Origin of the sequence: Dyadobacter arcticus, from assembly GCF_011762185.1 — a bacterium.
GTDB classification, from domain to species: domain Bacteria; phylum Bacteroidota; class Bacteroidia; order Cytophagales; family Spirosomataceae; genus Dyadobacter; species Dyadobacter arcticus.
In genome coordinates this window covers 1,447,103-1,472,611 of the sequence record NZ_JAASQJ010000001.1, presented here as the reverse complement: position 1 = coordinate 1,472,611, position 25,509 = coordinate 1,447,103, and the positions used below count along the sequence as shown (strand labels likewise).

General features: G+C 43.4%; 24 protein-coding genes and 1 pseudogene. 12 read left to right on the top strand and 13 right to left on the bottom strand.

Features of this window, described 5'->3' with window-relative positions; genetic code table 11:
• Positions 1-29 precede the first annotated feature (29 nt).
• A complete protein-coding gene (locus FHS68_RS06230) occupies positions 30-1,097 on the bottom strand; it encodes a sensor histidine kinase (protein ID WP_167268191.1) in 1,068 nt (355 codons plus the stop codon).
• Between the two features lie 109 nt (positions 1,098-1,206).
• The gene (locus FHS68_RS06225) at positions 1,207-1,851 is read right to left on the bottom strand and encodes a histidine phosphatase family protein (protein ID WP_167268189.1); all 645 of its coding nucleotides are present in this window, start codon (positions 1,849-1,851) and stop codon (positions 1,207-1,209) included.
• Positions 1,852-1,937: 86 nt separating this feature from the next.
• Here FHS68_RS06225 and FHS68_RS06220 point away from each other — a divergent pair, with 86 nt between their 5' ends.
• The 10 genes from FHS68_RS06220 to FHS68_RS06175 all read left to right on the top strand — a co-directional run bounded on the left by FHS68_RS06220 (position 1,938) and on the right by FHS68_RS06175 (position 12,683).
• Positions 1,938-2,366, top strand: a complete 429-nt coding sequence (locus tag FHS68_RS06220; RefSeq protein WP_167268187.1) for a hotdog fold thioesterase — start codon at positions 1,938-1,940, stop codon at positions 2,364-2,366.
• Between the two features lie 41 nt (positions 2,367-2,407).
• Positions 2,408-3,655, top strand: a complete 1,248-nt coding sequence (locus FHS68_RS06215) for a chorismate-binding protein (RefSeq protein WP_167268185.1) — start codon at positions 2,408-2,410, stop codon at positions 3,653-3,655.
• Between the two features lie 142 nt (positions 3,656-3,797).
• Positions 3,798-4,898, top strand: a complete 1,101-nt coding sequence (locus tag FHS68_RS06210; RefSeq protein ID WP_167268183.1) for an efflux RND transporter periplasmic adaptor subunit — start codon at positions 3,798-3,800, stop codon at positions 4,896-4,898.
• A gap of 36 nt (positions 4,899-4,934) precedes the next feature.
• A complete protein-coding gene (locus FHS68_RS06205; protein ID WP_167268181.1) occupies positions 4,935-8,024 on the top strand; it encodes an efflux RND transporter permease subunit in 3,090 nt (1,029 codons plus the stop codon).
• A gap of 49 nt (positions 8,025-8,073) precedes the next feature.
• Positions 8,074-9,405 (top strand): TolC family protein, encoded by a 1,332-nt coding sequence (locus FHS68_RS06200; RefSeq protein ID WP_167268179.1) that lies wholly within the window; start codon positions 8,074-8,076, stop codon positions 9,403-9,405.
• A gap of 106 nt (positions 9,406-9,511) precedes the next feature.
• Positions 9,512-10,351: a CvfB family protein gene (locus tag FHS68_RS06195; RefSeq protein ID WP_167268177.1), complete on the top strand. Its 840-nt coding sequence runs from the start codon at positions 9,512-9,514 to the stop codon at positions 10,349-10,351.
• A 116-nt stretch (positions 10,352-10,467) separates the two neighbouring features.
• A complete protein-coding gene (locus tag FHS68_RS06190; RefSeq protein WP_167268175.1) occupies positions 10,468-10,764 on the top strand; it encodes a hypothetical protein in 297 nt (98 codons plus the stop codon).
• A 109-nt stretch (positions 10,765-10,873) separates the two neighbouring features.
• Positions 10,874-11,503 (top strand): hypothetical protein, encoded by a 630-nt coding sequence (locus FHS68_RS06185; RefSeq protein WP_167268173.1) that lies wholly within the window; start codon positions 10,874-10,876, stop codon positions 11,501-11,503.
• Positions 11,504-11,511: 8 nt separating this feature from the next.
• On the top strand, positions 11,512-12,255 hold the full coding sequence (locus tag FHS68_RS06180; RefSeq protein WP_167268171.1) for a DUF3307 domain-containing protein: 744 nt from the start codon (positions 11,512-11,514) through the stop codon (positions 12,253-12,255).
• A gap of 68 nt (positions 12,256-12,323) precedes the next feature.
• The gene (locus tag FHS68_RS06175) at positions 12,324-12,683 is read left to right on the top strand and encodes a DUF4890 domain-containing protein (protein ID WP_167268169.1); all 360 of its coding nucleotides are present in this window, start codon (positions 12,324-12,326) and stop codon (positions 12,681-12,683) included.
• Between the two features lie 78 nt (positions 12,684-12,761).
• On the opposite strand, the gene FHS68_RS06170 is transcribed toward FHS68_RS06175, so the two are convergent.
• The 11 genes and pseudogenes from FHS68_RS06170 to ligA form a co-directional block, all read right to left on the bottom strand.
• Complete coding sequence (locus FHS68_RS06170) at positions 12,762-14,357, bottom strand: peptide chain release factor 3 (RefSeq protein ID WP_167268167.1); 1,596 nt, start codon at positions 14,355-14,357, stop codon at positions 12,762-12,764.
• A 19-nt stretch (positions 14,358-14,376) separates the two neighbouring features.
• A complete protein-coding gene (locus tag FHS68_RS06165) occupies positions 14,377-14,988 on the bottom strand; it encodes an inorganic pyrophosphatase (RefSeq protein WP_208408176.1) in 612 nt (203 codons plus the stop codon).
• A 52-nt stretch (positions 14,989-15,040) separates the two neighbouring features.
• Positions 15,041-16,012 (bottom strand): glycosyltransferase family 2 protein, encoded by a 972-nt coding sequence (locus FHS68_RS06160; protein WP_167268165.1) that lies wholly within the window; start codon positions 16,010-16,012, stop codon positions 15,041-15,043.
• Between the two features lie 54 nt (positions 16,013-16,066).
• Complete coding sequence (locus FHS68_RS06155) at positions 16,067-16,789, bottom strand: tRNA1(Val) (adenine(37)-N6)-methyltransferase (RefSeq protein ID WP_167268163.1); 723 nt, start codon at positions 16,787-16,789, stop codon at positions 16,067-16,069.
• Positions 16,790-16,794: 5 nt separating this feature from the next.
• The gene (locus FHS68_RS06150; RefSeq protein WP_167268161.1) at positions 16,795-17,427 is read right to left on the bottom strand and encodes a ribonuclease H1 domain-containing protein; all 633 of its coding nucleotides are present in this window, start codon (positions 17,425-17,427) and stop codon (positions 16,795-16,797) included.
• A gap of 18 nt (positions 17,428-17,445) precedes the next feature.
• Positions 17,446-18,682, bottom strand: a pseudogene (gene pepT / locus FHS68_RS06145) (peptidase T).
• 2 nt (positions 18,683-18,684) lie between these two features.
• A complete protein-coding gene (locus tag FHS68_RS06140) occupies positions 18,685-19,155 on the bottom strand; it encodes a pyrophosphohydrolase domain-containing protein (RefSeq protein WP_167268160.1) in 471 nt (156 codons plus the stop codon).
• Positions 19,156-19,210: 55 nt separating this feature from the next.
• Entirely contained in the window at positions 19,211-19,924 is a 714-nt protein-coding gene (locus FHS68_RS06135; protein ID WP_167268158.1) for an NUDIX hydrolase, read from the bottom strand.
• Positions 19,925-19,984: 60 nt separating this feature from the next.
• Positions 19,985-21,052, bottom strand: a complete 1,068-nt coding sequence (locus FHS68_RS06130; protein WP_167268156.1) for an aminotransferase class V-fold PLP-dependent enzyme — start codon at positions 21,050-21,052, stop codon at positions 19,985-19,987.
• On the bottom strand, positions 21,052-21,942 hold the full coding sequence (gene dapA, locus FHS68_RS06125) for a 4-hydroxy-tetrahydrodipicolinate synthase (RefSeq protein WP_167268154.1): 891 nt from the start codon (positions 21,940-21,942) through the stop codon (positions 21,052-21,054). Before dapA ends, FHS68_RS06130 begins: the two co-directional genes overlap by 1 nt.
• 61 nt (positions 21,943-22,003) lie before the next feature.
• Entirely contained in the window at positions 22,004-24,094 is a 2,091-nt protein-coding gene (gene ligA, locus FHS68_RS06120) for an NAD-dependent DNA ligase LigA (RefSeq protein WP_167268152.1), read from the bottom strand.
• Between the two features lie 181 nt (positions 24,095-24,275).
• Here ligA and FHS68_RS06115 point away from each other — a divergent pair, with 181 nt between their 5' ends.
• Together FHS68_RS06115 and rpe are read left to right on the top strand one after the other, a co-directional pair.
• Entirely contained in the window at positions 24,276-24,797 is a 522-nt protein-coding gene (locus FHS68_RS06115) for a Uma2 family endonuclease (protein WP_167268150.1), read from the top strand.
• Positions 24,798-24,852: 55 nt separating this feature from the next.
• Positions 24,853-25,500: a ribulose-phosphate 3-epimerase gene (gene rpe, locus FHS68_RS06110; RefSeq protein ID WP_167268148.1), complete on the top strand. Its 648-nt coding sequence runs from the start codon at positions 24,853-24,855 to the stop codon at positions 25,498-25,500.
• The last annotated feature ends 9 nt before the right edge of the window (positions 25,501-25,509 follow it).

Genomic DNA, 25,509 nt, shown 5'->3' with positions numbered 1-25,509 from the left:
GAATATATGTAGATTAATTAATATGCACTTCAATTACCTGTCCCCGACTCCTCTCCCACCAGCAAAACTCCTTCCGACAACATTGGTATCTTCACCTCCGAGCAAACCACACCTTCCTTCATCTGGAAAATCCTGAAAGTGGCGCCCTTCCCGTATAGGATCGATAAACGCTCGGCAGTATTCTTCAATCCCACACCACCGGATTCAGTAGCGCCCAGATTTCCGGAATTCAGTATGTTAATGACCAGCAAATCATTGATAATTGCTGACTTAACTTCAATAAATCCGCCACCCATTTCTTTGGAAACACCATGCTTAATGCCGTTTTCAACCAATGTCTGAAGCATCATGGGCGGAACCTGCCAATAAATCGCTTGCGGATTTGTAATAATCGTGTACCGCAATCGATCTTCATAGCGCACTTTTTCCAGTTCAAGATAATCTTCTACCGTCCTCAACTCTTCCTGAAGATCGACCGTTTTACGTCGGTCGGCAAGTAATGAATTTCTTAAAATATTGGACAGTTGGGTAATGCTCAACTGTGCTTTGGAAGGATCTTCAAAAACCAGCGCCCGGATGCTATTCAATGCATTGAAGGTAAAATGCGGGTTTAGCTGAGATCGCAGCACTTTCGCTTCCGCTTCCCGCATCGACATTTTCAACATAATTTTTTCATAACTCGCCAGTCGCGTCTGTTCCACGTAATGGTAAACCGTGTAGGATAAAATCCAGGCAAGCAGGTTTTTGCACCAGTTTGCATAATAGCTCCAGAAAACAAGCGGTTGATTTAGAAGATTATGTTCTAACATTTCTCGGTCCATGGGCTGATTGATCATTGCCATAATCAATCCTAACAATAAAACGGATCCAATTACCCGCAATGCAAGCCGTGGAAGCGGAAGGGAAGACCAATTCCATTTACGGATTACCAGCCTGTAAACGTGTGTTAAACAAATACCTAACAGAATATTGGCAAGCGCAGTGTAAAATTCGCTTATCTGAAACCCGTATTCGAGCACGTAAGGAACATACTCGAACATGATCAGCAATGTCCAACCCAGGATTTGTAAAATCCAATAAGTACGTTTCTTGGACATGAAATTAATTATTGTGCTGAGTGGATTTGAAGAAATCGCAAATGTATCGATGCGTCAAAAACCCCGGTGTTTTACTACACCAAAGGAGACGAATCTACACAAGCGGCTCTTACAAAGTTTGCGGAATTTCTAAGGAAAGCAAATGCGTGATGTCGTTCGAAACTTCAAGATCAAATTGCTGGGTGTCATATGAATAATTGATCTTATAGAGGCACAAGTTACTGTGCTCGTAATCATCCATTTTGACAAGAGGTTGCCCAAAAAGTGTCGTAAGGAGCACCCTCATTGCACGGCCGTGCATGGCAATCAGAATATTTCTTTCGTGAGGACGTGATATGATCGTTTCAATCACGGGAATCTGACGTTCCCTAACCTGTACCGGACTTTCGCCTTCTTCTGCGGAAAGCTCCACCTGGCCGGAGCGCCATGCTGTTACAAGATCTCTGTAATAATTATTGTCACCCGTATTGGGTTCGCGCCCTTCGCGGATGCCCCAGGAGATTTCATTCAGGCCTGAATAACTTTCATGCGGGATGCCCTGGCGGATGAACCCACGAACTGTTTGATGTGTTCGCTTTAAGTCGGAAGTATATATTTTGTCAAAGGGAACATGTTGGTAAGCATTGAAAAAAGCAGCTGCCTGGGCTTCACCCCATTCGTTAAGCACGGAATCAACACCACTTCCCTGAACAACTCCTCTTCGATTAAAATCTGTTTCACCGTGGCGAATGATATATATAGATTTTCTTTTCAAGATAAATAGTACTATTTAAATATTATTTTTGTAAATACCTTGTTTCCGCTCAATAAAGCCAACACAAATTTATATATTTTTTAGATATGTTTACCAAAACCGCCTCAATAGATCAACTACATACTTTTAGCCAAAATACCATCGCACACCATCTGGGAATAGAATTCTTAGAAATTGGCAGTGACTATGTTACGGGACGAATGCCGGTGGATAAGCGGACCCACCAACCCTTCGGTATCCTTCATGGAGGAGCATCCGTTGTACTGGCCGAAACCCTGGGGAGCATTGCTTCTTTTTTGTGTATAACAGATGAAGAGCAGCAAGCGGTCGGGCTTGAAATTAATGCGAACCATTTAAGACCGGTAAAGGAAGGCTTTGTTTATGGTACTGTAAAACCGATTCACATTGGCAGGACAACCCATATTTGGGACATCAGGATTACCAATGAACAAAACAAACTGGTGTGCATAAGTAGACTAACGGTTGCTATTGTTAATTCGAGCCGTCAAGGCTAATTTGCAGGCAAATCGAGCGAGGATCATTATAACTTTAATAAATGCTCTCATTACAAACCGATCATCAAATTTCCATCTTTGACGGTCTCAAAGTTCAAGACTTGTGGGCCGCATCCAAACAATTGGGGTTTCCCTCTGCGCTATGGCGACTTCCTCATACCAATGAAATAAACCTTCTCATATCTGTACGTGAGGGAATACGAAAATGTCAGCCTGAGCTCGAAAAACTTTCTCCCGGATTTATTATTAGCAAATTCCTTTGGGAAGATGAACAGGAGGTACTTTTCCTTGAAGGTGACATTATCCTCACGTTTGCCGAAGGAGGGCTGCTAGATAATGTTCGCAACAATTTGGGCGAAGAACATTCCGAGGTTAAGAGACTGGTTCAGCTTACCGAAGATCTTGCTTTGGAAAGCGTAAGTCCTTCCAGAAATGAATTGTATGAAACGCCTAATGCAGACAGCATCGATCCAAAAACGCGATTCAAGAGAACGGTGGAATTGGCAGTGGCAGCGATCCGACAAAATCAGTTTAAGAAAGTCGTTCTTTCCAGGACCAGGGAGCTTTCCTATTCGGACGATTTTCAGCCTGTAAAAGCATTTCAAAAACTTGCCAAAGCATATCCACATGCTTTTGTTTCGCTGGTAAATCTGCCTGAACAAAAGGAACAATGGCTTGGCGCAAGCCCTGAACTACTCACCCGCCAGAACTCAGGTGGTGCATTCACTACTATGTCCCTGGCCGGTACCCAAAGTTCGCACGACAAATCGGGTCACCTGATCCCCAAATATGACATTCGCTGGGGCGAGAAAGAAATTGAGGAGCATGCCCTTGTAAGCCGTTATATTGTAGAATGCTTTAAAAAAATACGGCTCAGGGAATACATAGAAACCGGCCCCAGAACAGTTTTAGCAGGAAATTTGTACCACCTCAGAACTGATTTTGAAGTTGACACCAACGCATTGAATTTTCCCGAGCTGGGATCAGTAATGCTGAAATTGCTTCATCCTACTTCCGCAGTTTGTGGAGTTCCCAAGATACCTAGCATGAAATTTATTGCTGAAATTGAAAGCTATGACCGGTCATTTTACAGCGGGTTTTTGGGCCCTGCGCAGATCGGGGGCAATACAAGTCTTTTTGTAAATCTAAGAACGGTAAGGTTTAAGGACGGACTGGCTACTTTGTTTGCAGGTGCAGGAATTACGGAAGATTCAGTTCCGGAAAAAGAATGGGAAGAAACCGAGCTAAAATGTGAAACACTCCTCCAAGTCATCGCTGCGACATTTTAAAATATTTTTCAATATTAAACTTTTATAGTACAAAAAAGTCTAATCCGTCTAAGATTAATATATAATTTTGAAAATTACTCTTCGGAGAAAATAAGTTGTTTTTTTAGAGCCTAAACCTTCAGTTTGGAATATTGCCAACCCTATGAATTCGATCACAAAGTCCTCTGCGGACAGATTACCAGTCGTTAAAAAATCATTCTCCTATATTTTCCTGGCGGGTACATTCTTCCTCACGCTTTCATGCGGTGAGAAAAAAGATACTTTCCAGCAAAAGGCTGGTGGTGGCCCAACGACTGTTGACGTCATTGTTCTCAAAGAAGAGCGGATCAGTGAGAAGGTTGAGGTGAATGGAACAATCGTCGCTAACGAGTTTGCAGAGTTAAGACCCGAAGTAAGTGGTTTACTTACGTTTCTGAATGTTCCAGAGGGGCGTACAGTTCAAAAAGGAACGGTTATTGCAAGAATCAATAGCGCGGATCTTGTAGCGCAGCTGGACAAATCAAAAATTCAATTGGATCTTGCGGAAACAACTGAGAAAAGGTTAAAACAATTGGTTGCTATCAATGGAATCAATCAGGCTGATTATGATTTGGCAGCCAACCAGGTGAATACTTTAAAGGCTGATATGGTTTATACACAAGCACTTATTAATAAAACGATTGTGAAGGCACCGTTTACAGGTGTGATTGGGTTGAGAAAAGTGAGTGCAGGATCTGTTGTATCACCAAATAGCGTAATCGCTACCATGCAACAGCTTGCCAATTTGAGAATTGATTTTACAATTCCTGAAAATTACCAGAAGTACATTACAAAAGGGGGGAATGTGGAAGTTTTGCTGGATCAAAATGCCGGGAAAAGAGAGACGGCCCGGATCATTGCGCTGGAACCTCAGGTTAACCAAACGACCAGGAACATAACCGTACGAGCAATCCTGAATTCAGGTTCGACTAGTCCGGGATCATTTGCAAAGGTTTATCTGAATGCAAGTTCCAATAAAAACAGTATCATGATTCCAACCAACTGCATCATTCCCGAAGCGATGGGAAAAAAGGCAGTGACTGTGAAAGGTGGTAAGGCCGTGTTTGTCAGTATTGAAACCGGAGATCGGAAGGAAGACGTGGTTGAGGTAACAAAAGGCCTTTCTGTGGGTGACACGGTGGTCGTTTCCGGTGTGCTTTTTACCCGTCCCGATGCGCCAGTAAAAGTGAGAAGTGTAAGAGCCTTAAATGTCGCAAGTAAGTAACGGAGTTGCAATGACTATTCCCTTGAAACCTGTCTTATGAATATTTCCGAACTATCCCTTAAACGGCCTGTATTGGCCGTCGTCATGAACCTTCTCATCATATTATTTGGTGTAGTTGGTTATAACTTCCTGTCGTTGCGTGACTATCCAGCCATTGACCCTCCTATCGTAAATGTACGGACCAGTTACACGGGTGCCAATGCTGATATCATTGAAAGTCAGATCACCGAGCCGCTTGAAAAAAGTATTAATGGTATTCCCGGGATTAAAAGCATCAGCTCTTCCAGCCAGATCGGTTCCAGTAACATTACCGTTGAATTCAACCTGGAAGCAGATCTGGAAGGTGCTGCCAATGATGTACGTGATAAGGTAAGTCAGGCACAACGAAACCTTCCGCAAGATGTGGATGCGCCTCCGGTTGTCAGCAAAGCCGATGCAAATAGCGATTTCATCTTGCTGCTAGCTGTACAAAGCCCTTCAAAAGGTTTATTGGAGCTCAGTGAATATGCAGAGAATGTTCTTCAGCAAAGCCTGCAAACGATCGATGGGGTAAGTGCTATCAATATTTTTGGACAGAAACGTTATGCAATGCGCATCTGGCTGGATCCGGATAAAATGAGCGCGTACAGCATCTCTTTTAATGATATTACCAGTACGCTCAGTGCCGAAAACGTTGAACTCCCCGCTGGAAAAATATATGGCGACAATACTGAGCTCACGATACGGACGATGGGCCGTCTTACAACCGAAAAGGAATTCAGTGATCTTGTAATTCGTAATGATAGCGCCGGAATAATACGCCTGGCAAATGTTGCAAAAGTTGAGCTTGGACCTGAAAACGAGGAACAAAGTTGGAAATACAATGGCATGTATGCGGTTGGGCTAGCAGTTATTCCACAACCAGGCGCCAATTATGTCGAAATTTCGGATGAGTTCAACAAGCGCCTTGCAGAAATTCAGAAGTCAAACAAATCAGACATTACTTTCAATGTCCTCATTGATAATACCAGGCTGGTACGTCAATCCATCGAAGAAGTAGAGGAAACGCTTTTCATTGCATTTTCTCTGGTTGTCATTGTTATCCTGTTCTTTTTCAGAAGTTTCGTAGTGGCAATACGGCCGCTTATCGATATCCCGATTTCATTGGTCGCGACATTCTTCGTCATGTACCTGTTCGGTTTTTCAATTAATATCCTTACACTTTTAGGGATTGTACTGGCCACAGGACTGGTGGTGGATGATGGTATTGTGGTCACGGAGAACATATTTCGAAAGCTTGAAAGTGGCCTTCCAATCAGGCAGGCCGCGTTGGAGGGTAGCCGGGAGATCTTCTTTGCGGTTATCTCCACATCACTTACCCTTGCCGTTGTGTTTCTTCCTGTTATTTTTCTAGAAGGGTTTGTGGGAAGTTTGTTCAGAGAATTTGGGATAGTTGTTGCCTCTGCGGTTTTGATCTCTGCATTTGTTTCATTGACGATCACACCAGTTTTAAATGTTTTTTTAAATCGTAAAAGTGCAGGCCATGGGTGGTTTTACAATAAAACTGAGCCCTTTTTTACCGGCATGGAAGACGGGTACAACAGAAGCCTTCGTGGATTTATGAAGGTACGCTGGATCGCCTGGGTGATTGTATCGGCATGCGGTGTTATCATTTGGTTCACCTACACCAACTTGCAGAGCGAACTGGCACCCATGGAGGACAGGAATAGCATTCGCTTCAACTTATCGGCTCCCGAAGGTACCAGCTTCGACGAAATGCAACAGGTTTCAGATCAGCTGTCTAATTTCTTAAATGATTCTGTGCCTGAACGAGCATTCACTTTTTCCGCGACACCCGGCTTTGGAGGCGGTGGTGTCAATAGCGGTACAGCCCGTATTGGACTGGTCCCCGCAGGTGAGAGGAAGAAAAGTCAGAATGATCTTGCACAAGAAATCAATAAAAAGCTTTCCAGGTTCAATGATGCAAGGATTTTCGCTACGCAGGAACAGACCATTGCTGTGGGCCAAGGATCAAGAGGCGGCTTGCCGGTTCAGTTTGTTCTTCAGAATCTTGACTTTGGTAAGTTGTCTGAGGTGTTGCCCCAATTTTTAGAAGCTGCGCGGCAAGATCCCACATTCCAGAATGTTGACGTTAATCTTAAATTCAATAAACCAGAGATAAGACTTACTATTGACCGTCTGAAAGCACGTGACTTAGGGTTATCTACGTCTGATGTGGCAGCAGCAATACAATCTGCATTCAGTGGCAGAAGACTCGCCTATTTTATCATGAATGGTCAGCAGTATCAGGTGATTGGTCAGGTGGAGCGCGCCGAGCGAAACAAGCCAGCGGATATTGAAAAACTATATGTACGAAATACCAGAGGCGAAAATATTCCGCTTACTGCTGTAGTTCAAATGAAGGAAGAAAGTGGCCCTCCAACCATTTATCACTTCAACAGGTATAAAAGCGCAACCGTCTCTGCCTCACTCGTCGAGGGAAAAACCATCGGCGATGGCGTAGCTTCAATGAGACGCATAGCCACAAAGCTGCTTGACGAATCATTCCAAACTTCCCTTGTTGGTTCTTCGCGCGATTTCGAGGAGAGTTCGTCTAACACAAGCTTTGCGTTTGGGCTCGCGCTGATCCTGGTTTACCTGGTACTAGCAGGACAGTTTGAAAGTTTTACAGATCCGTTCATTATTATGATTACGGTACCACTAGCGCTGGCAGGTGCATTGCTCAGCTTATATCTGTTTGGACTCACTATCAATATCTTCTCGCAGATCGGAATGATTATGCTGATTGGGCTTGTGACAAAAAATGGTATCCTGATTGTGGAATTCGCAAACCAAAAAAGGGAACAGGGAATGAGCCGAATGGCCGCCGCGGTAGAATCTGCGACCCAACGTCTAAGACCAATATTAATGACCAGCCTCGCGACTGCATTTGGAGCATTGCCGATTGCCATGAGCCTTGGGGCCGCGGCAACCAGCCGGGTTCCATTGGGCGTAGTTATCGTTGGTGGGTTAATGTTCTCCCTCATTCTGACGCTATTTGTTATTCCAGCAGTCTATACCTTTATTTCGCCAAAAAAACACAAGAAAACCCAGGAGCAGAAAATGGCGGAAGAACTTGCTGCTTAACTTTGGATTTCGCTGCTCACTAATTCATATCAATCCTCATTGTCTTTGCATGAACCCGCTAGCAATCTTTAAGAATACAAAAAAACTAACCCTATTTCTTTTGCTTTGCGGTAGCAATGCTTATTGTTATCAGGCATCAGACAGCCTGACCCTAACATTGGATGAAGCGATTGCAACTGCTTTAAAAAGTAGTTATGAAATAGAAATTGCTAAGAATAATGTTGAAATCAATACACTTCTAAACAACTATGGCGTGGCCGGCGGCCTGCCAGTTGTTGCTGCAAACGCTTCCAATACCGAGCAGATTACTCAGGTAAACCAGAAATTGAATGATGGGACGTCCATTAACCGTAATGCCGCAGCGGGTAATAACACACAAATCAATGTATCGGCAGGGATACTTCTTTATAATGGGAAAAGGGTCGTCTCCACGAAAAAGCGGCTTGCAGAATTACAATATCAAAGCGCTGAGTTGCTCAATTCCCAAGTTCAGAATACCATTGCATTGGTAATGACAAGCTATTATGATGTAGTCCGTCAGCTTAGCTATCTCAATACCGTCCGAACTTCGATACAAGCATCGGAAAAAAGACTTGAAATTCTTCAGGTGCGTAAGGAAGCGGGAATGGCTAATAATGCGGATCTATTTCAGGCGCAAATTGATTTGAATACCCTAAATCAAACTTTCCAGGACCAGTTAATGGTAGCGCAGGTTGCGAAGACGGAGCTTTTGAGAATACTTACTCTGGATCCCAAAGCTGCGCTGACAATCCGGGACACGATCACAGTGGACAATGATTTAAAACTGGATACAATTCTCGACCGGCTTACATTAAATGCGGATGTGAAAGCGGCGGATCATCAGATCCGTATCAACGAACTCATTGTGAGAGAAACAGCTGCATTGCGGTACCCGACTGTCCGGTTTAATACCGCTTACAATTACTCCCGCAACCAGGCTGCTGCTGGTTTTACGCTTCTTAACAGGTCTTTGGGACCAAATGCAGGTTTGACATTGTCTATTCCCATTTACAATGGTTCCGCTTTTAAGAGACAACAGCAAGCTGCAGAAATAAACACTTCAAGCGCCGAATTACAAAGAAGTTCAATTCTTCGGGATTACAATGCTGGTGTGGTGAAGATGTACCAAACCTACCTCAGCTCGCTGCAACAGCTTGAAACCCAAAAGCAAAATTATGCATTGAGCAAGCAACTACTCGATCTTACCTTGCAACGCTTTCAACTGATACAGGCAACGATTATCGATGTACGTGAAGCTCAACGAAGCTTTGAAGATGCTGGCTACCGAATGATCAACCTGAACTATGCAGCGAAAGCTGCCGAGATTGAATTGAAAAGACTTAGCAATACGCTGCAATAACAATCCCTCGCCAATAAAGCATTCACCTTAAAAGGTATCGCAGCAGGCAAAACCTGTTTTCTACCCGAAAACATTACCTTTGCAAACAACCTTTGTTTAGTCCAGAATGCTTTTTATAGGAAAATACAATCACCTGACGATTGAGCGGGTAACCAGTGTAGGCATGTTTTTAAGTGATGTGGAAGGCGAAGAAGTTCTGTTGCCCAACCAATATCTGACCGACGAAATGCAGGTCGGGGATAACATCAAAGTTTTCGTCTACCTCGACTCCGAAGACCGTCCGGTCGCAACTACCGAAACTCCCAAGATCATCCGTAATGAATTCGCATTCCTTGAAGTAAAGGATGTATCCGAATATGGCGCATTCATGGATTGGGGTTTGATAAAAGACCTTTTCGTCCCATTCCGCGAACAAAGCAAGCCCATGGAAATCGGTGAATGGTATGTGGTTTTTCTTTATATGGATCAAAAAACTTCGCGTTTACTGGCTTCGACCCGGATAGATAAGTTTGTTGATAACGAACGGTTAACCGTAAAAGAAGGCGACGAAGTAGACCTCTTGATCTGGCAGAAAACTGACTTAGGTTATAATGCTGTTGTAAATCAATATCACAAAGGCCTCATTTACGGAAATGAAGTTTTTCGAGAATTGAAAGCTGGAGATTCTCTGAAAGGCTATGTTAAAAAAATTCGGGAGGATAACAGGCTTGATATCAGCCTCCAAAAAGCGGGGATTGAAGTAATAGAGCCCTCTGCAAATCAAATACTGGAAGAGGTCAAAAAAGGCAACGGCTTTCTCAACCTTTCTGACAGCAGCTCGCCTGAAGAAATTTACAAGCGATTACAGATCAGCAAAAAAGTATTCAAAAAGGCCATCGGCGCACTTTACAAACAAGGGCTGATCAAGTTGGCGAACGATGGGATTTATTTGGTTGGAGAGGATTAAGCCACCCTATTTTTTCCCTTCGGCAAACGCTAAGATTTCAATGAAAGAGCGTGAGGTATTTATTTTGCATCTTTTGACTCGTTTTTTTGCACGTTCCTTCATTCATTTTAAAGCTTATGACCTACGAACAATTTGAAGAATCCCTATCCATGGCATCACCTCCCGATAGCCTTACAGTTCTCCTAAAAGCCCTTTGGCATGACGCAAACGGCAATTGGGAGGCTGCCCACAACATTGCACAAAGCAGCGAAGGAACACCATTATTCGACCATCTACATGCATATCTCCACAGGGTCGAAGGAGACACCTGGAATGCAGGGTACTGGTACAAAAGAGCTGGTAAAGAGGTATTTAAAGGCTCTTTAAAGGAAGAATGGGAGGCATTGGTTAAAATACTGCTTCAAAAAGTATAAGGCTTTTACCTTATATTCGCTAAATATAAGGCTTTTTGCTTATAATCTTATGATATAAGCTTTTTACCTTATATTTGTTAATTATAAGGTAAAAGCCTTATGTCAACGTATGAAAAAGTATCCGGCGGTAGTTACAGCTGACATGGTTAATTCTACTCTTTTTTCAAGAGACGAAACTACTCAATGGCTTGAAAGCATGCTCATTATGCTACGCCAGCACCAATCCCTACACTGGGCATTAAAGCCGGAAATTTATCGGGGAGACAGCTTTCAGGGCGTTTTAAAGAATGCCTCCGAAGCTATGAAAGTAGCAATACTTGCGAGGGCAATCATGCGCCGGCATTCGCCAAACACCGACTTGCGTATTGCGATAGGAATTGGTAAAATAGAGCCGCTTACCGATCGGGCCGGAACCTCGGACGGAGAGGCATTCCGCTTATCCGGCCATCTAGCGGATAATATCCGTAAACAAAAAGCCAGGATCGGTATTGCTTTACCAATCTCATCGGAACCATTAAACGCCACGTTGGATCTGCTGGAAACCCTGATCGAAAGCTGGACACCTGCACAAAGTGAAGTAATTGTAGCATTAATGCATGGTCATAATGTGACACAGATAGCCGAAAAACTTTCAATAAGCCAGCCTGCCGCAAGCCAACGAATAGCGGCTTCAAAATGGTGGGCAATTGAAAATTTTCTTACTACCTTTCCAAAGCATTTAGCACTATACACAAAATGATTATCACTATGACGGAATTTCTGCTCCTGCTTCTGGCCCATGTTCTCGTAGATTTTTACTGGCAGCCCACCTCCTGGGTCATTGACAAAAAACAAAAGTCATTCAAGTCCAAATACCTGTATTTCCATGTAATCCTGGTCATTTTCGTATCCTACCTCCTGCTCGGCCAATGGAATAATCCGTGGCCCGCGCTTGCCCTTGGCCTTGTCCATGGTATTATTGATATCCTCAAAACAAGATTTGATAAAAAAGGCACACTTACCTGGTTTGTGGCAGATCAGACTGCCCATTTAATAAGCATTATCATCACCGCACTGATTATCAACGACAATTTACCCGCTGGATTTGATACATTCAAAACCTGGCTTTACACACCCAAAACATTGGCCGTACTAGCGGGCGCACTGGTATCCCTCTCGCCTGTATCGTTTTTGGTTGGCATTCTTACCAAACCATGGCGCGAAGAATTAACCAGACTTGCGCCGGACGCTAACGACAATCTCGCCAATGCAGGGCGCTGGATCGGGATGTCCGAACGACTGCTCATTTTTGTATTCGTATTAGTCAGCCAATTCGCAGCCATCGGTTTCCTTATTGCTGCAAAATCTCTGCTGAGGTATAATGATAAGGCAGCGGCGGGTGATATTTCACCTGCCTACATCAGCAAGAAGTCAGAATATGTGCTGGTGGGAACACTTATGAGTTACACTTGCGCCATCGCAGTCGCGCTTGCAGTTAAAATGTTTTATTAAAAGTAGCGGGTACGTTTAAACCTGCGCACGATTTTATACTCTAACCCTGGTATCTAAACTTTATAACCATGAGGAAAGGATTGTTTGCCATCATATTGGCATTTATAAGTGTTACTGCTTTCGCACAACGTCAGGATTCGAATATGACTCCGGAAGCGCGGGCTGAAAACCAGACCAAAACTTTGACCGAAAACTTGAAACTTTCGGATGATCAGCAAAAACAGGTTTATGCATTGAGCCTGGCCCGTGCGCAGAAAATGAAAGAGGCGCGGGATACACAAAGTCAGGACAGAACTCAGATGAGGGCATCCATGGAAACTTTCAATACGGAGCTGGCGAAAATCCTCACCGTTGAGCAGCAAGACAAATACAAAACAATGCTGGAAGATCGTCGCGCTAACCGTGGCGAAAGAAAGGCCGAAAATTAGGCCGGATATCTGAAAGCTATTAACATAAAAGGCGCTGAGGTGACAAACCCAGCGCCTTTTTGTATTTGTACCCAAATCCTAAATTGCCATCTCCGTTTTAAATTCGGATGTGAAATGGAAATGAATGGCCGGGTTATTTTCGCGATTCATACGGATCATCCATTCTGAATCGGCTAGAAAAACAGGGTTGCGATCTTTATCGTATGCGATTTGGTTACCTTTTAAACGGATAAATTGATCCATGGCGGGCTTTTCGTCCGATGTAAGCCAGCAGGCGCGTGAAGTACTCATCGGGACCCAACGACATTTCGCGCCGTATTCATGTTCCAGACGATATTGGATCACATCAAACTGAAGTTCACCAACTGTACCTACTATTTTCCGGTTTCCAAGATCCAATGTAAAAAGCTGCGCAACTCCTTCATCTGTAAGCTGCTGAATGCCTTTCTCCAATTGTTTGGATTTCATCGGATCCATATTGATCAGCTCTTTAAAGATCTCTGGCGAAAAGCTGGGAATCCCCGAAAATTGAAGAATTTCACCTTCAGTCAACGTATCTCCGATTTTGAAGCTACCCGTATCATAAAGACCAACCACATCACCAGGGAAGCCCTCGTCCATCACGCTTTTGTCGGAAGCCATAAATGTAAATGGGCTGGAAAAGCGCACTTCCTTATTTAGCCTAACATGCTTATAAAACTTACCTCTTTCAAACTTACCTGAACATATCCTCAAAAACGCGATTCTGTCCCGGTGTCTCGGGTCAAGGTTTGCATGAATTTTAAATACAAAGCCGGTGAACTTTGGCTCAGTGGGTTCAACCTCCCGCACATCCGTTGGCCTAGGCTGAGGAATGGGTGAAATTTCACAAAAGGTATCCAGAAGCTCCTTAATACCGAAGTTATTGATGGCGCTTCCAAAAAACACTGGTGCTAACTGGCCTTTCTGATATGCTTCTTCGGAGAAAATATCGTATACGCCTTCTACTAATTCCACATCTTCAATGAGTTGCTCCGCATCCTTCTCACCTACCAGATCGATCAGCTTTTCATCATCCAAACTTACCTTTGCAACATTACTCTCAATCTTAGTTTTATTGATTTTAAAGAAATACAGCATTTGTTCATATAGACTGTAAACTCCTTTAAAATTCGCACCCATATTAATCGGCCAGGTAAGCGGACGAACACGGATACTCAGCTTATTTTCAAGCTCATCCAATAATTCAAATGGATTTTGGCCTTCCCGGTCCAGTTTGTTGATAAAAATGATAACGGGTGTATTTCTCATCCGGCACACCTCCATCAACCTTTCGGTCTGCTCTTCCACGCCTTTTACACAGTCCACAACCAGGATTACGCTATCAACAGCGGTTAATGTCCTATAAGTATCTTCTGCGAAGTCTTTGTGACCTGGTGTATCCAAGATATTGATCAGCAGATCCTTATATTCGAAAGTCATCACCGAAGTGGCAACGGATATACCCCTCTGCTTTTCAATTTCCATGAAATCAGAGGTAGCAGTTTTTTTTATTTTATTGGATTTAACCGCTCCCGCAGTCTGGATCGCCCCTCCAAAAAGCAATAGCTTCTCAGTTAAAGTCGTTTTTCCGGCATCCGGGTGACTGATGATCGCGAAGGTGCGGCGTTTCCTAATCTCTTGTATATTACTCATGAAGAACTGGTGTAAACTATCAATAATAGGAATGCTTGTAATCCTCCACGGATGTAAGGATTACTTCGTGCGCTTCCTCTTTACCATATACATTGGTGATTTCAATTTTGGCTTTTTCACCCGGGAGGTTCTTGTAAGTAAGAAAGTAATGTTTCAGACGCTCTACAATCCCTTCTGGAAGTTCAGTAATATCTGAATAACTCCCATAAACCTCATCTCCTTTCAAAACGGCGATAATTTTATCATCCGCTTCGCCGCCATCAAGCAAACGAATCCCACCGATCGGCTTGGCTTCGCAAAGGATATTACCATGTGAAATGATTTTTTCACAAAGAACAATGATATCGAGCGGGTCACCGTCGCCCTCTGTTACATCGCGTCCGGAACGTTCTCTCGCTAGTTTTGCGATTTTCTCCGAACAATAAGTCTTTGGAATAAATCCGTACAGTGCAGGGACAATGTTTGAATATTTCTGTGGACGGTCAATTTTAAGATAACCAGTCACTTTGTCAATTTCGTATTTAACAGTATCAGTAGGAACAATCTCGATAAAGGCGGTAACCAGGTCTGGTGCATTATCACCCATTGGAATCCCATGCCATGGATGTGCTTTGTGTACGTTTGCGATCATTATTTATGAAATGGATAATAACTTAATATACTAATTTTTGTCATGTTTTCACTCATCCTCCCACCTGATCCGAAACATTATAGTCACCTGTTTTGGAAACAGATTGCTTCACCAAAAGTTCTCCTAAAAACCCGGCAAGAAATAATTGTGACCCAACCATAATTGCAACCAGAGCGAGAAAAAACAAAGGATTTTCGGTGACGTTCCGGTAGGGCTGCAAATTGTAAATATTGTAGATTTTTTTCCCTAAAAGCCAAAAGGCGATAACACTTCCCAGGAAAAACATAAGGGTTCCCAAGCTGCCGAACAAATGCATTGGGCGACGTCCAAACTTATTTACAAAGGCGATTGAAAGCAAGTCCAGAAAGCCAAAAATGAACCGTTCCAAGCCGAATTTCGTGTAACCGTACTTCCTGGGCCTGTGCTGGACGACCTTCTCTCCTATCCTTGCAAAACCATTCCATTTAGCAATAACCGGAATGTAGCGATGCATTTCACCATAAATTGTAATGTTTTTTACCACTTCTTTTCGATAGGCCTTCAAACCGCAATTAAAGTCGTGGAGCGCCACTCCCGAGATACTCCTGGTAGCCGAATTGAATATTTTGGTCGGGATTGTCTTTGTGACCGGATCATACCGCTTTTTCTTCCACCCTGATACCAGATCAAATTGATCCTCCCTGATCATTTTGTAAAGTTCAGGAATTTCGTCGGGGCTATCCTGCATGTCGGCATCCATTGTAATGATCACCTCTCCTCTCGCCGCCTGAAAACCGGTTTGTAATGCAGCGGTCTTGCCATAATTTCTTACAAAACGAAAACCGCGGATATAAGGATTTTCGAGTGAAAGTCCGCTAATGACATTCCAGGAATTATCCCGGCTGCCGTCATCAATAAACAGTATCTCGTACGAGAAATCATGATCATTCATTACTCTTACTATCCATTCGCTGAGTTCCGGCAATGACTCATCTTCATTAAAAAGCGGAATTACAACAGAAATCTGAAGAGCTGAATTGGTCATGAATGTTTAAAGCGATGTCTTTGGATCAAGGCGCAAAGGTCGTGGTTTTCCCTTTCAAAATTTCAAATAAAAGTCTTTCAATAAATCTTTGAAGCCCGCATGATACGTTTTTCCATCCGGTTCATAGATATATAAGACTTCCTCATCAACTGGATTGTGAACAGGTTCCTCTCGACTAAAAGTCATTAATTGCCGAAAAGCCCTTTTTCCCTCATAGTGGTACAATGTCAATTTTCTTACGAGGAACCAGCCTGATAATTGGGCTTTTTCATAAAACTCATTTCCCTCACTGACCGGAAAAAGAATATTAAATATCCCGTCCGGCTTCAATAACTTGTCTATGGACCCTAATAATTCAGCAAAATCCAGTGCGCTGGCATGATGGGCAATGTTTATTTTTTGAATGGGCGACAATAGGTCGGATTGAAAAAAGGGCGGATTGGTAATGATCACATCATATTGATGCTCCGACTCAAACTCCTGAACGGCGGAATGGAACAAGGATATGCGCTGATGAAACGGACTTTTTTCGACATTTTCACCAGCCTGGTAAAAGGCCTCCGCATCAATTTCCACAGCATCGATCATGCCATATGAATTCCGCTGCGCTACCATTAGCGAAAGCAACCCGGTTCCAGTTCCTATATCCAAAATCCGGTCGGCATCATGCACATCTGCCCAGGCACCCAATACGCAGGCGTCCGTGCATACTTTCATCGCACATTGATCCTGCTGAATGGTAAATTGCTTGAACTTAAACGTTGTATTTCGTGCCATATGCATTATTTCCTTCCAAAATCGGCTGGATTTTCACCCCAGTATTCCGTTTCCCACTTCAAGATTTTATTATTAAAGCTATTACTTGCCAGCCAGCGTTCGGCGCGTTGAAGCATTTCAAAAACAGGCTTATTTCGCGGTGTTAACACCAATTTTGTATTCGCATGCTTCTTTTTAATCCAACCAATCGCAGTTCGGGAGTCACTATAAATAGGTAATTCGCTTTCTTTTTTCTGAAGATAAGCCAATGCATGAACGATGGCCAGAAATTCTCCAATGTTATTTGTCCCATCTTTAAAAGGCCCTTGCAGAAAAATACGTTCACCTGTGGCATAATAAACGCCTTGGTACTCCATATCTCCGGATGATGTATTCCAGGCGGCGTCAACCGCAATGCTGTTTTTGATTGGCTTGCCAATGTTTACAGGAATATCTTTAATTGCAGGTTTACTTTCTTTTTTTGATACAAAATCCCAATAATCCCGCTGGATAGCCGTCTCCGCTTCCTGGATCGATTCAAAAGATTTGTACCGTGCGTCTTCAAAACCCTTGATCTGGGCCTCACACTCTTTCCAATCGGTAAATATCCCCGTTTTTCGTCCTTGCCAGACTACGTAGAATTTGGCTTTTTTCGCCATGGAGGTGATGAGTGAATGTTATACTTTTTCTTCCCAAACTTGGCAGAGGTTGACGATTACTTCTACGGCTTTTTTCCATATCCTGGACTGAAACCCATTCTAATTTGGAATGAAAAGCATGTTCTCCAGCGAAAATGTTGGGACAGGGTAAACCCATAAATGACAGCCGCGAGCCGTCAGTACCTCCGCGAATGCTTCTTTGGATTGGGTTAAGTCCGGCCCGTTCCATTGCTGTAAGTGCGTTTTCAATTACAGAAGGATGCTGATCGAGAATCACTTTCATATTTCGATACTGCTCATGCACATCAAATTCTGCCGTTGAATGTGGATAATTTGCAAGAACCTCGTCTGTTATTTTTCTAAGCAAATCTTCCTTTTCAACGAGTCCGGCAGTTGTAAAATCACGAATGATGAACCCTAAGACGACTTTTTCCTGAATCCCTTCAATTTGGACAGGATGGATAAATCCTTGCTTACCTTCTGTCGTCTCGGGTGAAAGCGAACCTTTTGGCAAGCGTGCAATAATATCAGATCCAATTTTCACCGCATTTTCGAGCTTTCCGATGGCATATCCTGGATGGGTACTGACACCGTAAATGGTTATTTTTACTGCATCTGCCGAGAACGTCTCGTCTTCCAATGTCCCAATCGCCTCGCCATCTATGGTATACCCAAAATCTGCCCCTAGCTTCACCAAATCCACTTTTTCGGTACCACGACCCACTTCTTCGTCAGGTGTGAAAAGAATTTTAATTACTCCATGCTTAACCTCAGCATGTTGCATCAAATACGCTGCGGCGGCCATTATTTCTGCTACACCTGCCTTGTTATCTGCTCCCAATAAGGTAGTGCCGCTGGCTGTAATGATATCATTACCAACTTGTTGATCCAGATCATTCATTTCGCTCATGCGAAGTACCTGCTTGGAATCATCAGGTAAAACAATGTCCGATCCGTCCCATTTATAATGTATGATAGGCTGCACATTGGCCCCTGTAACGTCCGGTGAAGTGTCCACGTGGGAACAGAAACAAATTACGGGAACATTGATCTTCTCTGAAGTGGATGGTATCGTCGCATACACATATCCATGTTCATCTACATGCGCATCCTTGATCCCCAATTCCTGCAATTCAACAGCCAACTGGTTACTCAGATGTCTTTGTTTTGAAGTACTCGGAAAACTGACAGAGTTAGGGTCGGACCGGGTATCGATTTGCACGTACGTCAGGAAACGTTCAAGAACAGATGTCATATTCAGTTTGATCCAATGATGGAGCTCAAATCGGCGGGTGAATAATTTATATTTTTAAGGGTTTTGTCATCAGATGTTCTGTAAACCAGATACTTGCCATTGTCTTCCTTAAAATAGCATTCTGTTCCTTTTGCCTGGTAATGTGCTACGGTTGCTTCTGCCTCGGCAATGCTAAGGCAGGCTTTGGACATATTGGACCGCTGTACTTCGTCAAAAAGATCCCTGAATTTTTCCCCCAACCCAAATTCAAGCACGGCACCAGATAGTACATATTGTAAATCGCAAAGCGCATCGGCCACCTCTACAATGTCCTTTTCCAAAATAGCAACTTCCAGCTCTTTCAACTCCTCAGCGAGCAAAGCTACGCGCAACCTGCTGCGGTCCTCAGAAGGAATAGTTGGGATTGGCAGTATGGGATGTTTAAATGTCCGATGAAATTCGGCGACCTGATTAAGGCTGTCCAATTGTTGCATTTTTTATTGGGTTAAATGAATATCGTGTAAATCAGGTAGCAATCGAGCAATGATTTTAGGAAGTGCTGCCGGGAAGGAAGTTAAGGAAATTGTTAAAGTGCTTCTTATACTTTTCTTCGTCGATTCTATAAAAGTAAGCGCCTTTTTTAGAGTAACCCTTCTGCTTTTCGGCGAGCTTTATCAATAGATTGGTGGAAAGCAGCTTACGGCTGAAATTGCGTTTATCAAGCTCAGTCCCAAAAATCGCCTCATAGAGCTTTTGCAATTGTGGAATCGTGAACTTTTCGGGAAGTAGCTCAAATCCGATCGGATGCTGGGAAGCTTTATACCGCAGATTTTCTATCGCCATCTCAACCATGGATCCATGGTCAAACAATAGTTTGGGAAGTTCCTGCATAGAAAACCAATGCGCCTCAAAGTTTTTGGATATCTTATGATCGTAATCTTCTACATTGATCAATGCAAAATAAGCGACCGAAACCGTTCTCTCGACCGGGTCACGGTGAGGACTTCCAAAAGTGTGAAGTTGTTCCAGGTAAATGTCCGTAAGGCTTGTCAGCTCGTACAGAATACGTGAAGAAGCACTTTCCAGGCTTTCCTCTGGTTGTACCCAGCCGCCCATGAGGGACCAGGTATGAGTTTCATCCTCAATCCCTCTTTTAACCAGTAACAATTTTAATTCCTCACCATCGAAACCGAAAATAATCGAATCCAGGGCGACAAGACATCTGGTTTGGGCCTGGTATTGTTCTAAAATATCTATGCGCACAATGTAATGAATGCGGTGTTAAGAAATTGTTTATTTATTAAATACAAACCTTAACGTTTACTACTCATTCACGGTTTTTAAAGCCATTCGGGCCAGGAATTCCCTTAAAGTGGCAATTTCATTATCGTTGATTGCAGGGAAATTGGCAATGCGGAAACTGGTATCTTTTTCTTTGCCATACCCATTACCGAGAATAATGCCTTCCTGTTTCGCAGCTTTTTTCAAAACCGCTATCCGTTCCTTTGCATCGCGAACGGCTATCACTGTATCCGAGCGGACCGCTTCGTTTTCCACCATCAGCTGGTAACCATTATGTTCAAGAAATGAGTACCAGCTTTTCGCTCTTTCCTTTGTCCGAAAATCCACTTCGGCAATAGCAGGTACTTGTTGCATTACCTTGCTTATCAGATAAATCCCCAGCGTATTGGGCGTGTAGGGTGTCTGAAATTTGAGGAAGTTATCGCGCGTAAAAAGGAGGCTATTGTAATGTTTCCTTTCGCCGACCATAACAGCTTGCTGAATTGCCCTTGGAGAAACAATCATAACGGCCATTCCTGCCGGAAGTCCAAAGCATTTCTGGACGGAAGCATACCAGACATCCGCATTTTCCCAGGGAAGTATCACGCCTGCCATGGAGGATGTAGCATCTACGGCGATAACATTGGGAAGCCTCTTACGAATATTTGCGAAGAAATCATCAGAAACCTTGGTACCATTGGAAGTCTCATTATGTGTGATGCAAACCACCTCATTTTTCCGCACCACGGATTCATGTAAAACCAGAACCTCATTCAATTCAAAAGGACTTTCCGCTGTATTACGTGATATTTTATTTGTATAATCCATCCACTTTTCACCGAAAGCACCATTGTAAATGTGCAGACTGGACTCAACGATCAGTGACTGGGCGATAATTTCCCAGCATTCCGTAGCGGATGACACGAAATAAACTTCATAATCATCCGGAACGGCAAGCTTAATTTTCAGATCATGGATGGTTTTTTCCAGCATCTGCATGAATTCCTGGCTCCTGTGATTCGCACTGATCACGCCACTTTCAAATGCTTCCTGAAGATATTGGCCCACTTCGTCATACACCTTCGACGGGCCGGGATAAAAAGTGATCATTATAGAAATCCTTCACGGATCATTGCCTTTTCAAGTTTCTCGCCCAATTCTTTTGAAGCCTTCAAAAGGGGCAACCTCACATCTGAACCACATATCCCTTTTATTTCCAGACATTTCTTTATTCCTACGGGATTCGATTCGATATAAAGTAAAGTATCAAATTCGAGAAAGGCCAGTTGCAATTTCGCAGCTTCTTTAAACCTGCCTTCCAATGCATGCCAGGTCAATTCTACAAATTCCTTTGGAAAAGCATTGGCAATTACGGAAATCACGCCGTGCCAGCCCACACTTACCATAGTCGTAACAAGGTTATCATCACCGGAAAGCAGCAGGAAATCATCAGGTACGCGAGCCGCCAGTTCCATACTTTGTTCCAAACTCCCTCCGGCGTCTTTAATACCAATAATATTCGGATGAGCCGACAAATGGACGATGGTATCTGGCTTCATGTTGATCACAGTCCGTCCCGGAACATTGTACAACAACATTGGAACAGGTGAAGCATCTGCAATGGCTGTAAAATGTGCGATAATCCCCTCCTGCGTAGGCTTATTGTAGTAAGGGCAAACCGAAAGTATTGCGTCAACACCCGTGAGGTTAGTTTCCATGATATTTTCCAAAACTGACAGGGTATCATTGCCGCCCATGCCATAGACAATAGGTAGCGACTTGTAATTATTCTTTATTGTAAATGCCAGAATGTCAAACTTTTCCCTTGAAGAAACGGTAGGTGACTCGCCGGTTGTTCCTTGTACAACAAGGTAATTGCTACCACCTTCAGTAACCAGGTCGATCAGTCTTTTGAGACCGGGATAATCAATTTTATTTTGTTCATCAAAAGGTGTAATCAGCGCGGCGCCTACCCCTTTGAAACGTTGGTCCAATGGCATTATTTACTTATATAACGGTTAGATCTTGAATCGCAAAGTTAGCTTTCTGTGCCGTTTTTCTTTAAGAATCGCCAAGCATTGCCAAAAATTCTTCTTCTGACAAAATCGTCACACCCAATTTTCTGGCTTTTTCCAATTTCGAAGGCCCCATATTGGCACCGGCCAACAGATAATTAAGCTTTCCCGATACGCCGCTAAGTATCCTGCCCCCGTTTACCTCAATCTTATCCTTCAAATCGTCGCGTTCAAAATTTTCAAAAACGCCGGAAATCACAAATGTTTTTCCTTCCAGCAAATTGCTTTCAATCACGACAGGCTTCTCATTACTTTCCATTTGCAGGCCTGCCTGTTCCAATCGTGCGACCAGCTGCTGATTTTCAGGAACGCTGAAATAGGATTCAATGCTTAATGCGATCCTGCCGCCAATCTCAGGAACAGCAGTCAGTCGCTCATACGTGGCAGTTCTCAGGTTTTCGATCGATTTGAAATAAATCGCCAGCTTTTCAGCCACGGTAGCACCTACAAAGCGGATTCCCAATGCAAAAAGCACATTTTTAAAAGGGACTGTTTTTGATAATTCAATTCCATTGAGAATATTTTCGACCGTTTTTTCACGAAAACTTATCTTTTTAACCTTCCCTGTTTCTTCATTGGTAATGTTCTTTTCCAGGCCCAACAACCTTTCATAGGTCAGATCATATAAATCGGCAGGTGTGCGAACGAGGTCCAGGTCAAAAAGCAACTCAATTTTACCTTCACCCAAACTTTCAATGTTCATTGCCTTGCGATGAATAAAATGCTCAATCCGCCCTTTCAATTGCGGCGGACAATGGCTGTCGTTAGGACAGAAAAATGCTACCTCACCATCGTTCCGCTGCAATTCCGAATTACATTCAGGACAGTGCGTCGGAAAAATGATGGGTTTAGTAGGGAAAAGTTCACGCTGGGTAATGTCCACGCCCGTGATTTTAGGAATGATCTCACCGCTTTTTTCAACAAAAACAGTATCTCCAAGCTGCAAACCCAATCTTTCAAGCTCATTGGCATTATGTAAGGTAGCCCTCTTCACCCGTGTACCCGAAAGATGAACACCTACTATTTTGTTGAAAGGCAGTGCGCGCTCCGTCAGGTCGCAAAGATTAGCAACCGGCGTGATCGCACCAGTCCGGCCCACCTGGTAAGTTACGAGACGCAGAATTGCCGGTTTGTTTTCCGCTTTATATTTGAATGAAATGGCCCAGCGGGGACTTTTCGCCGTGAAACCAAGCTCCCGCTGCTGTTCAAATGAATTAACCTTTATAACTATACCGTCCGTCGCCAGCGGCAGGGTTATCCTTTTTTCTTCCCACTCATGAATGTATTCAATGACTTCGTCGATGTTGACAACCTTTTTCCAGCCGGGAGAAACATTGAAACCCCAGGATTTCAGCCCCAAAAGACTATCCTCATGACTTTTGAAAAAATCCTGATCGGACAGAAAAGAATAAATGTAGCAATCGAGCGCGCGACGTGCAGTTTCCCCAGAATCCTGCAATTTAAATGAGCCCGAAGCGGCATTGCGAGGATTGGCGTATTGATTTTCACCCAATGTTTCCATTTCCTCATTCAATTTTTGAAATGAGCTGAGTGGCATAAAACCTTCTCCGCGTATCTCAAACATAGGCGGCACATTTTGGGATTTTACTCGCAATGGAAGCGTTCGGATCGTTTTAATGTTGGTGGTAATCTCGTCGCCACGCGTTCCATCCCCTCTTGTCACACCTCGTACCAAAACACCGTTTTCGTAGGTAAAACTCAATGATATCCCGTCAAATTTCAGCTCGCAGATGTACTCATAAGCCTCTCCATCCAATCCTTTTCGAACCCGTTCGTCGAAATTCCTAAGCTCTTGTTCATTATAAGTGTTGTCGAGCGACAACATGGGGTAACGGTGGTATACTGCATTAAATGACTTGGTAATGGTCCCACCCACCCGTTGTGTCGGGGAATCTGGCTGCCTGAATTCCGGATTTGCATCTTCCAGCGCCTTCAATTCCTTTAATAAAAGGTCAAACTCATAATCCGATATTTCTGACACGCTATCCTGATAATAACGGTCATTATAATGATCTAGTTTTTCGGTCAACTCCTGGATTTGCTGTTCGGGACTCATGGATTTGGCGGCTGCTTTTAGTGATTATGTCCAAATTTAAGATTTATTCGAAATTTTGAGAATCTAAAATAATTATGTGACTTTTTGAGGAAAGTGACGTCTAAGTAATGTATCTCCCCTAAATTCTGCAAGATGATTGTTTTACCCAATTTATTTATATTCGTAAAAAACGGAGGCACCTATGGAAATCATCGAAGGAACAATCTTCTACAATCCAGAACGGATTCAAATTATAAACGGGGAGGAAATTATGGCTCCTAGCCCGTTTTTGCCACATCAGCGAATTTCTGGTGAATTGTTTGCAATTCTCAGAGCTTATGTGAAGAAAAATAAGCTGGGAGAGGTTTTTGTGGCCCCGCTGGACGTTATCTTGGAAGATGGACTCAATTCACTTCAGCCAGATGTATTTTTCGTATCGAAGGAAAAATACAGCATTTTGAAGGAATGGGTAAGAGGTGTTCCGGACCTCGTCATTGAGATTGTTTCCAAAAACAGCGTCAAGTTGGACACTGTGATTAAAAAAGAAGTCTATGAGCATTATGGTGTACAAGAATGCTGGATCGCATTCCCCGGAAAAGCCTTAATAGAAGTTTTTGAACTAATCGATGGAAGGTATCAGCTTTCGGGAACATACCAGGGCGACCAAGAAGTTTGCTCCCCCTTGCTGAAAGGACTTCATTTCAAGGCTTCGGCCATTTTTTAGCATTCAACAAGTATTTCACTAATTTCGCCGGGATTAACTTACTATTAAGATTTCCATGGCTGAAATTGCCCCTTCCATTCTTGCCGCTGACTTTGCAAACCTTCAACGCGATGTTGAAATGCTCAATGCCAGTTCGGCGGATTACATTCACGTGGATGTCATGGATGGTATGTTCGTTCCCAACATATCTTTTGGAATACCTGTTTGCAAAGCGGTTTACAAGCACGCTAAAAAACCGCTGGATGTTCATTTAATGATAGAACAACCTGACCGCTATCTCGCAGATTTCAAAAAAGCAGGTGCCGCCGGCCTTACAGTTCACTTCGAAGCCTGCCCCAATCTTCACCGTACCATTCAGTATATCAAAGAACTAGGGGCCGCGCCGGGTGTCGCTCTAAATCCGCACACATCCGTGGAAAGCTTGTTTGACATTTTAAGTGACCTTTCCCTCGTGCTCATCATGTCCGTTAATCCGGGTTTCGGCGGACAGGAATTCATCGAAAACACCTATCAGAAAGTTGCCAGGCTTAATCGACTGAGGGAAAAATTTGGCTATTCGTTCAAGATTGAGGTGGACGGCGGCGTTAACCTCGACAATGCTCAGCTGCTCATCCGCGAAGGAGTTGACATTTTGGTAGCAGGCAGTTCCGTTTTCAATTCACCCGATCCTGTTCAAGCCATTGAGCTGCTAAAAAACAGCTAGCGTGCATTT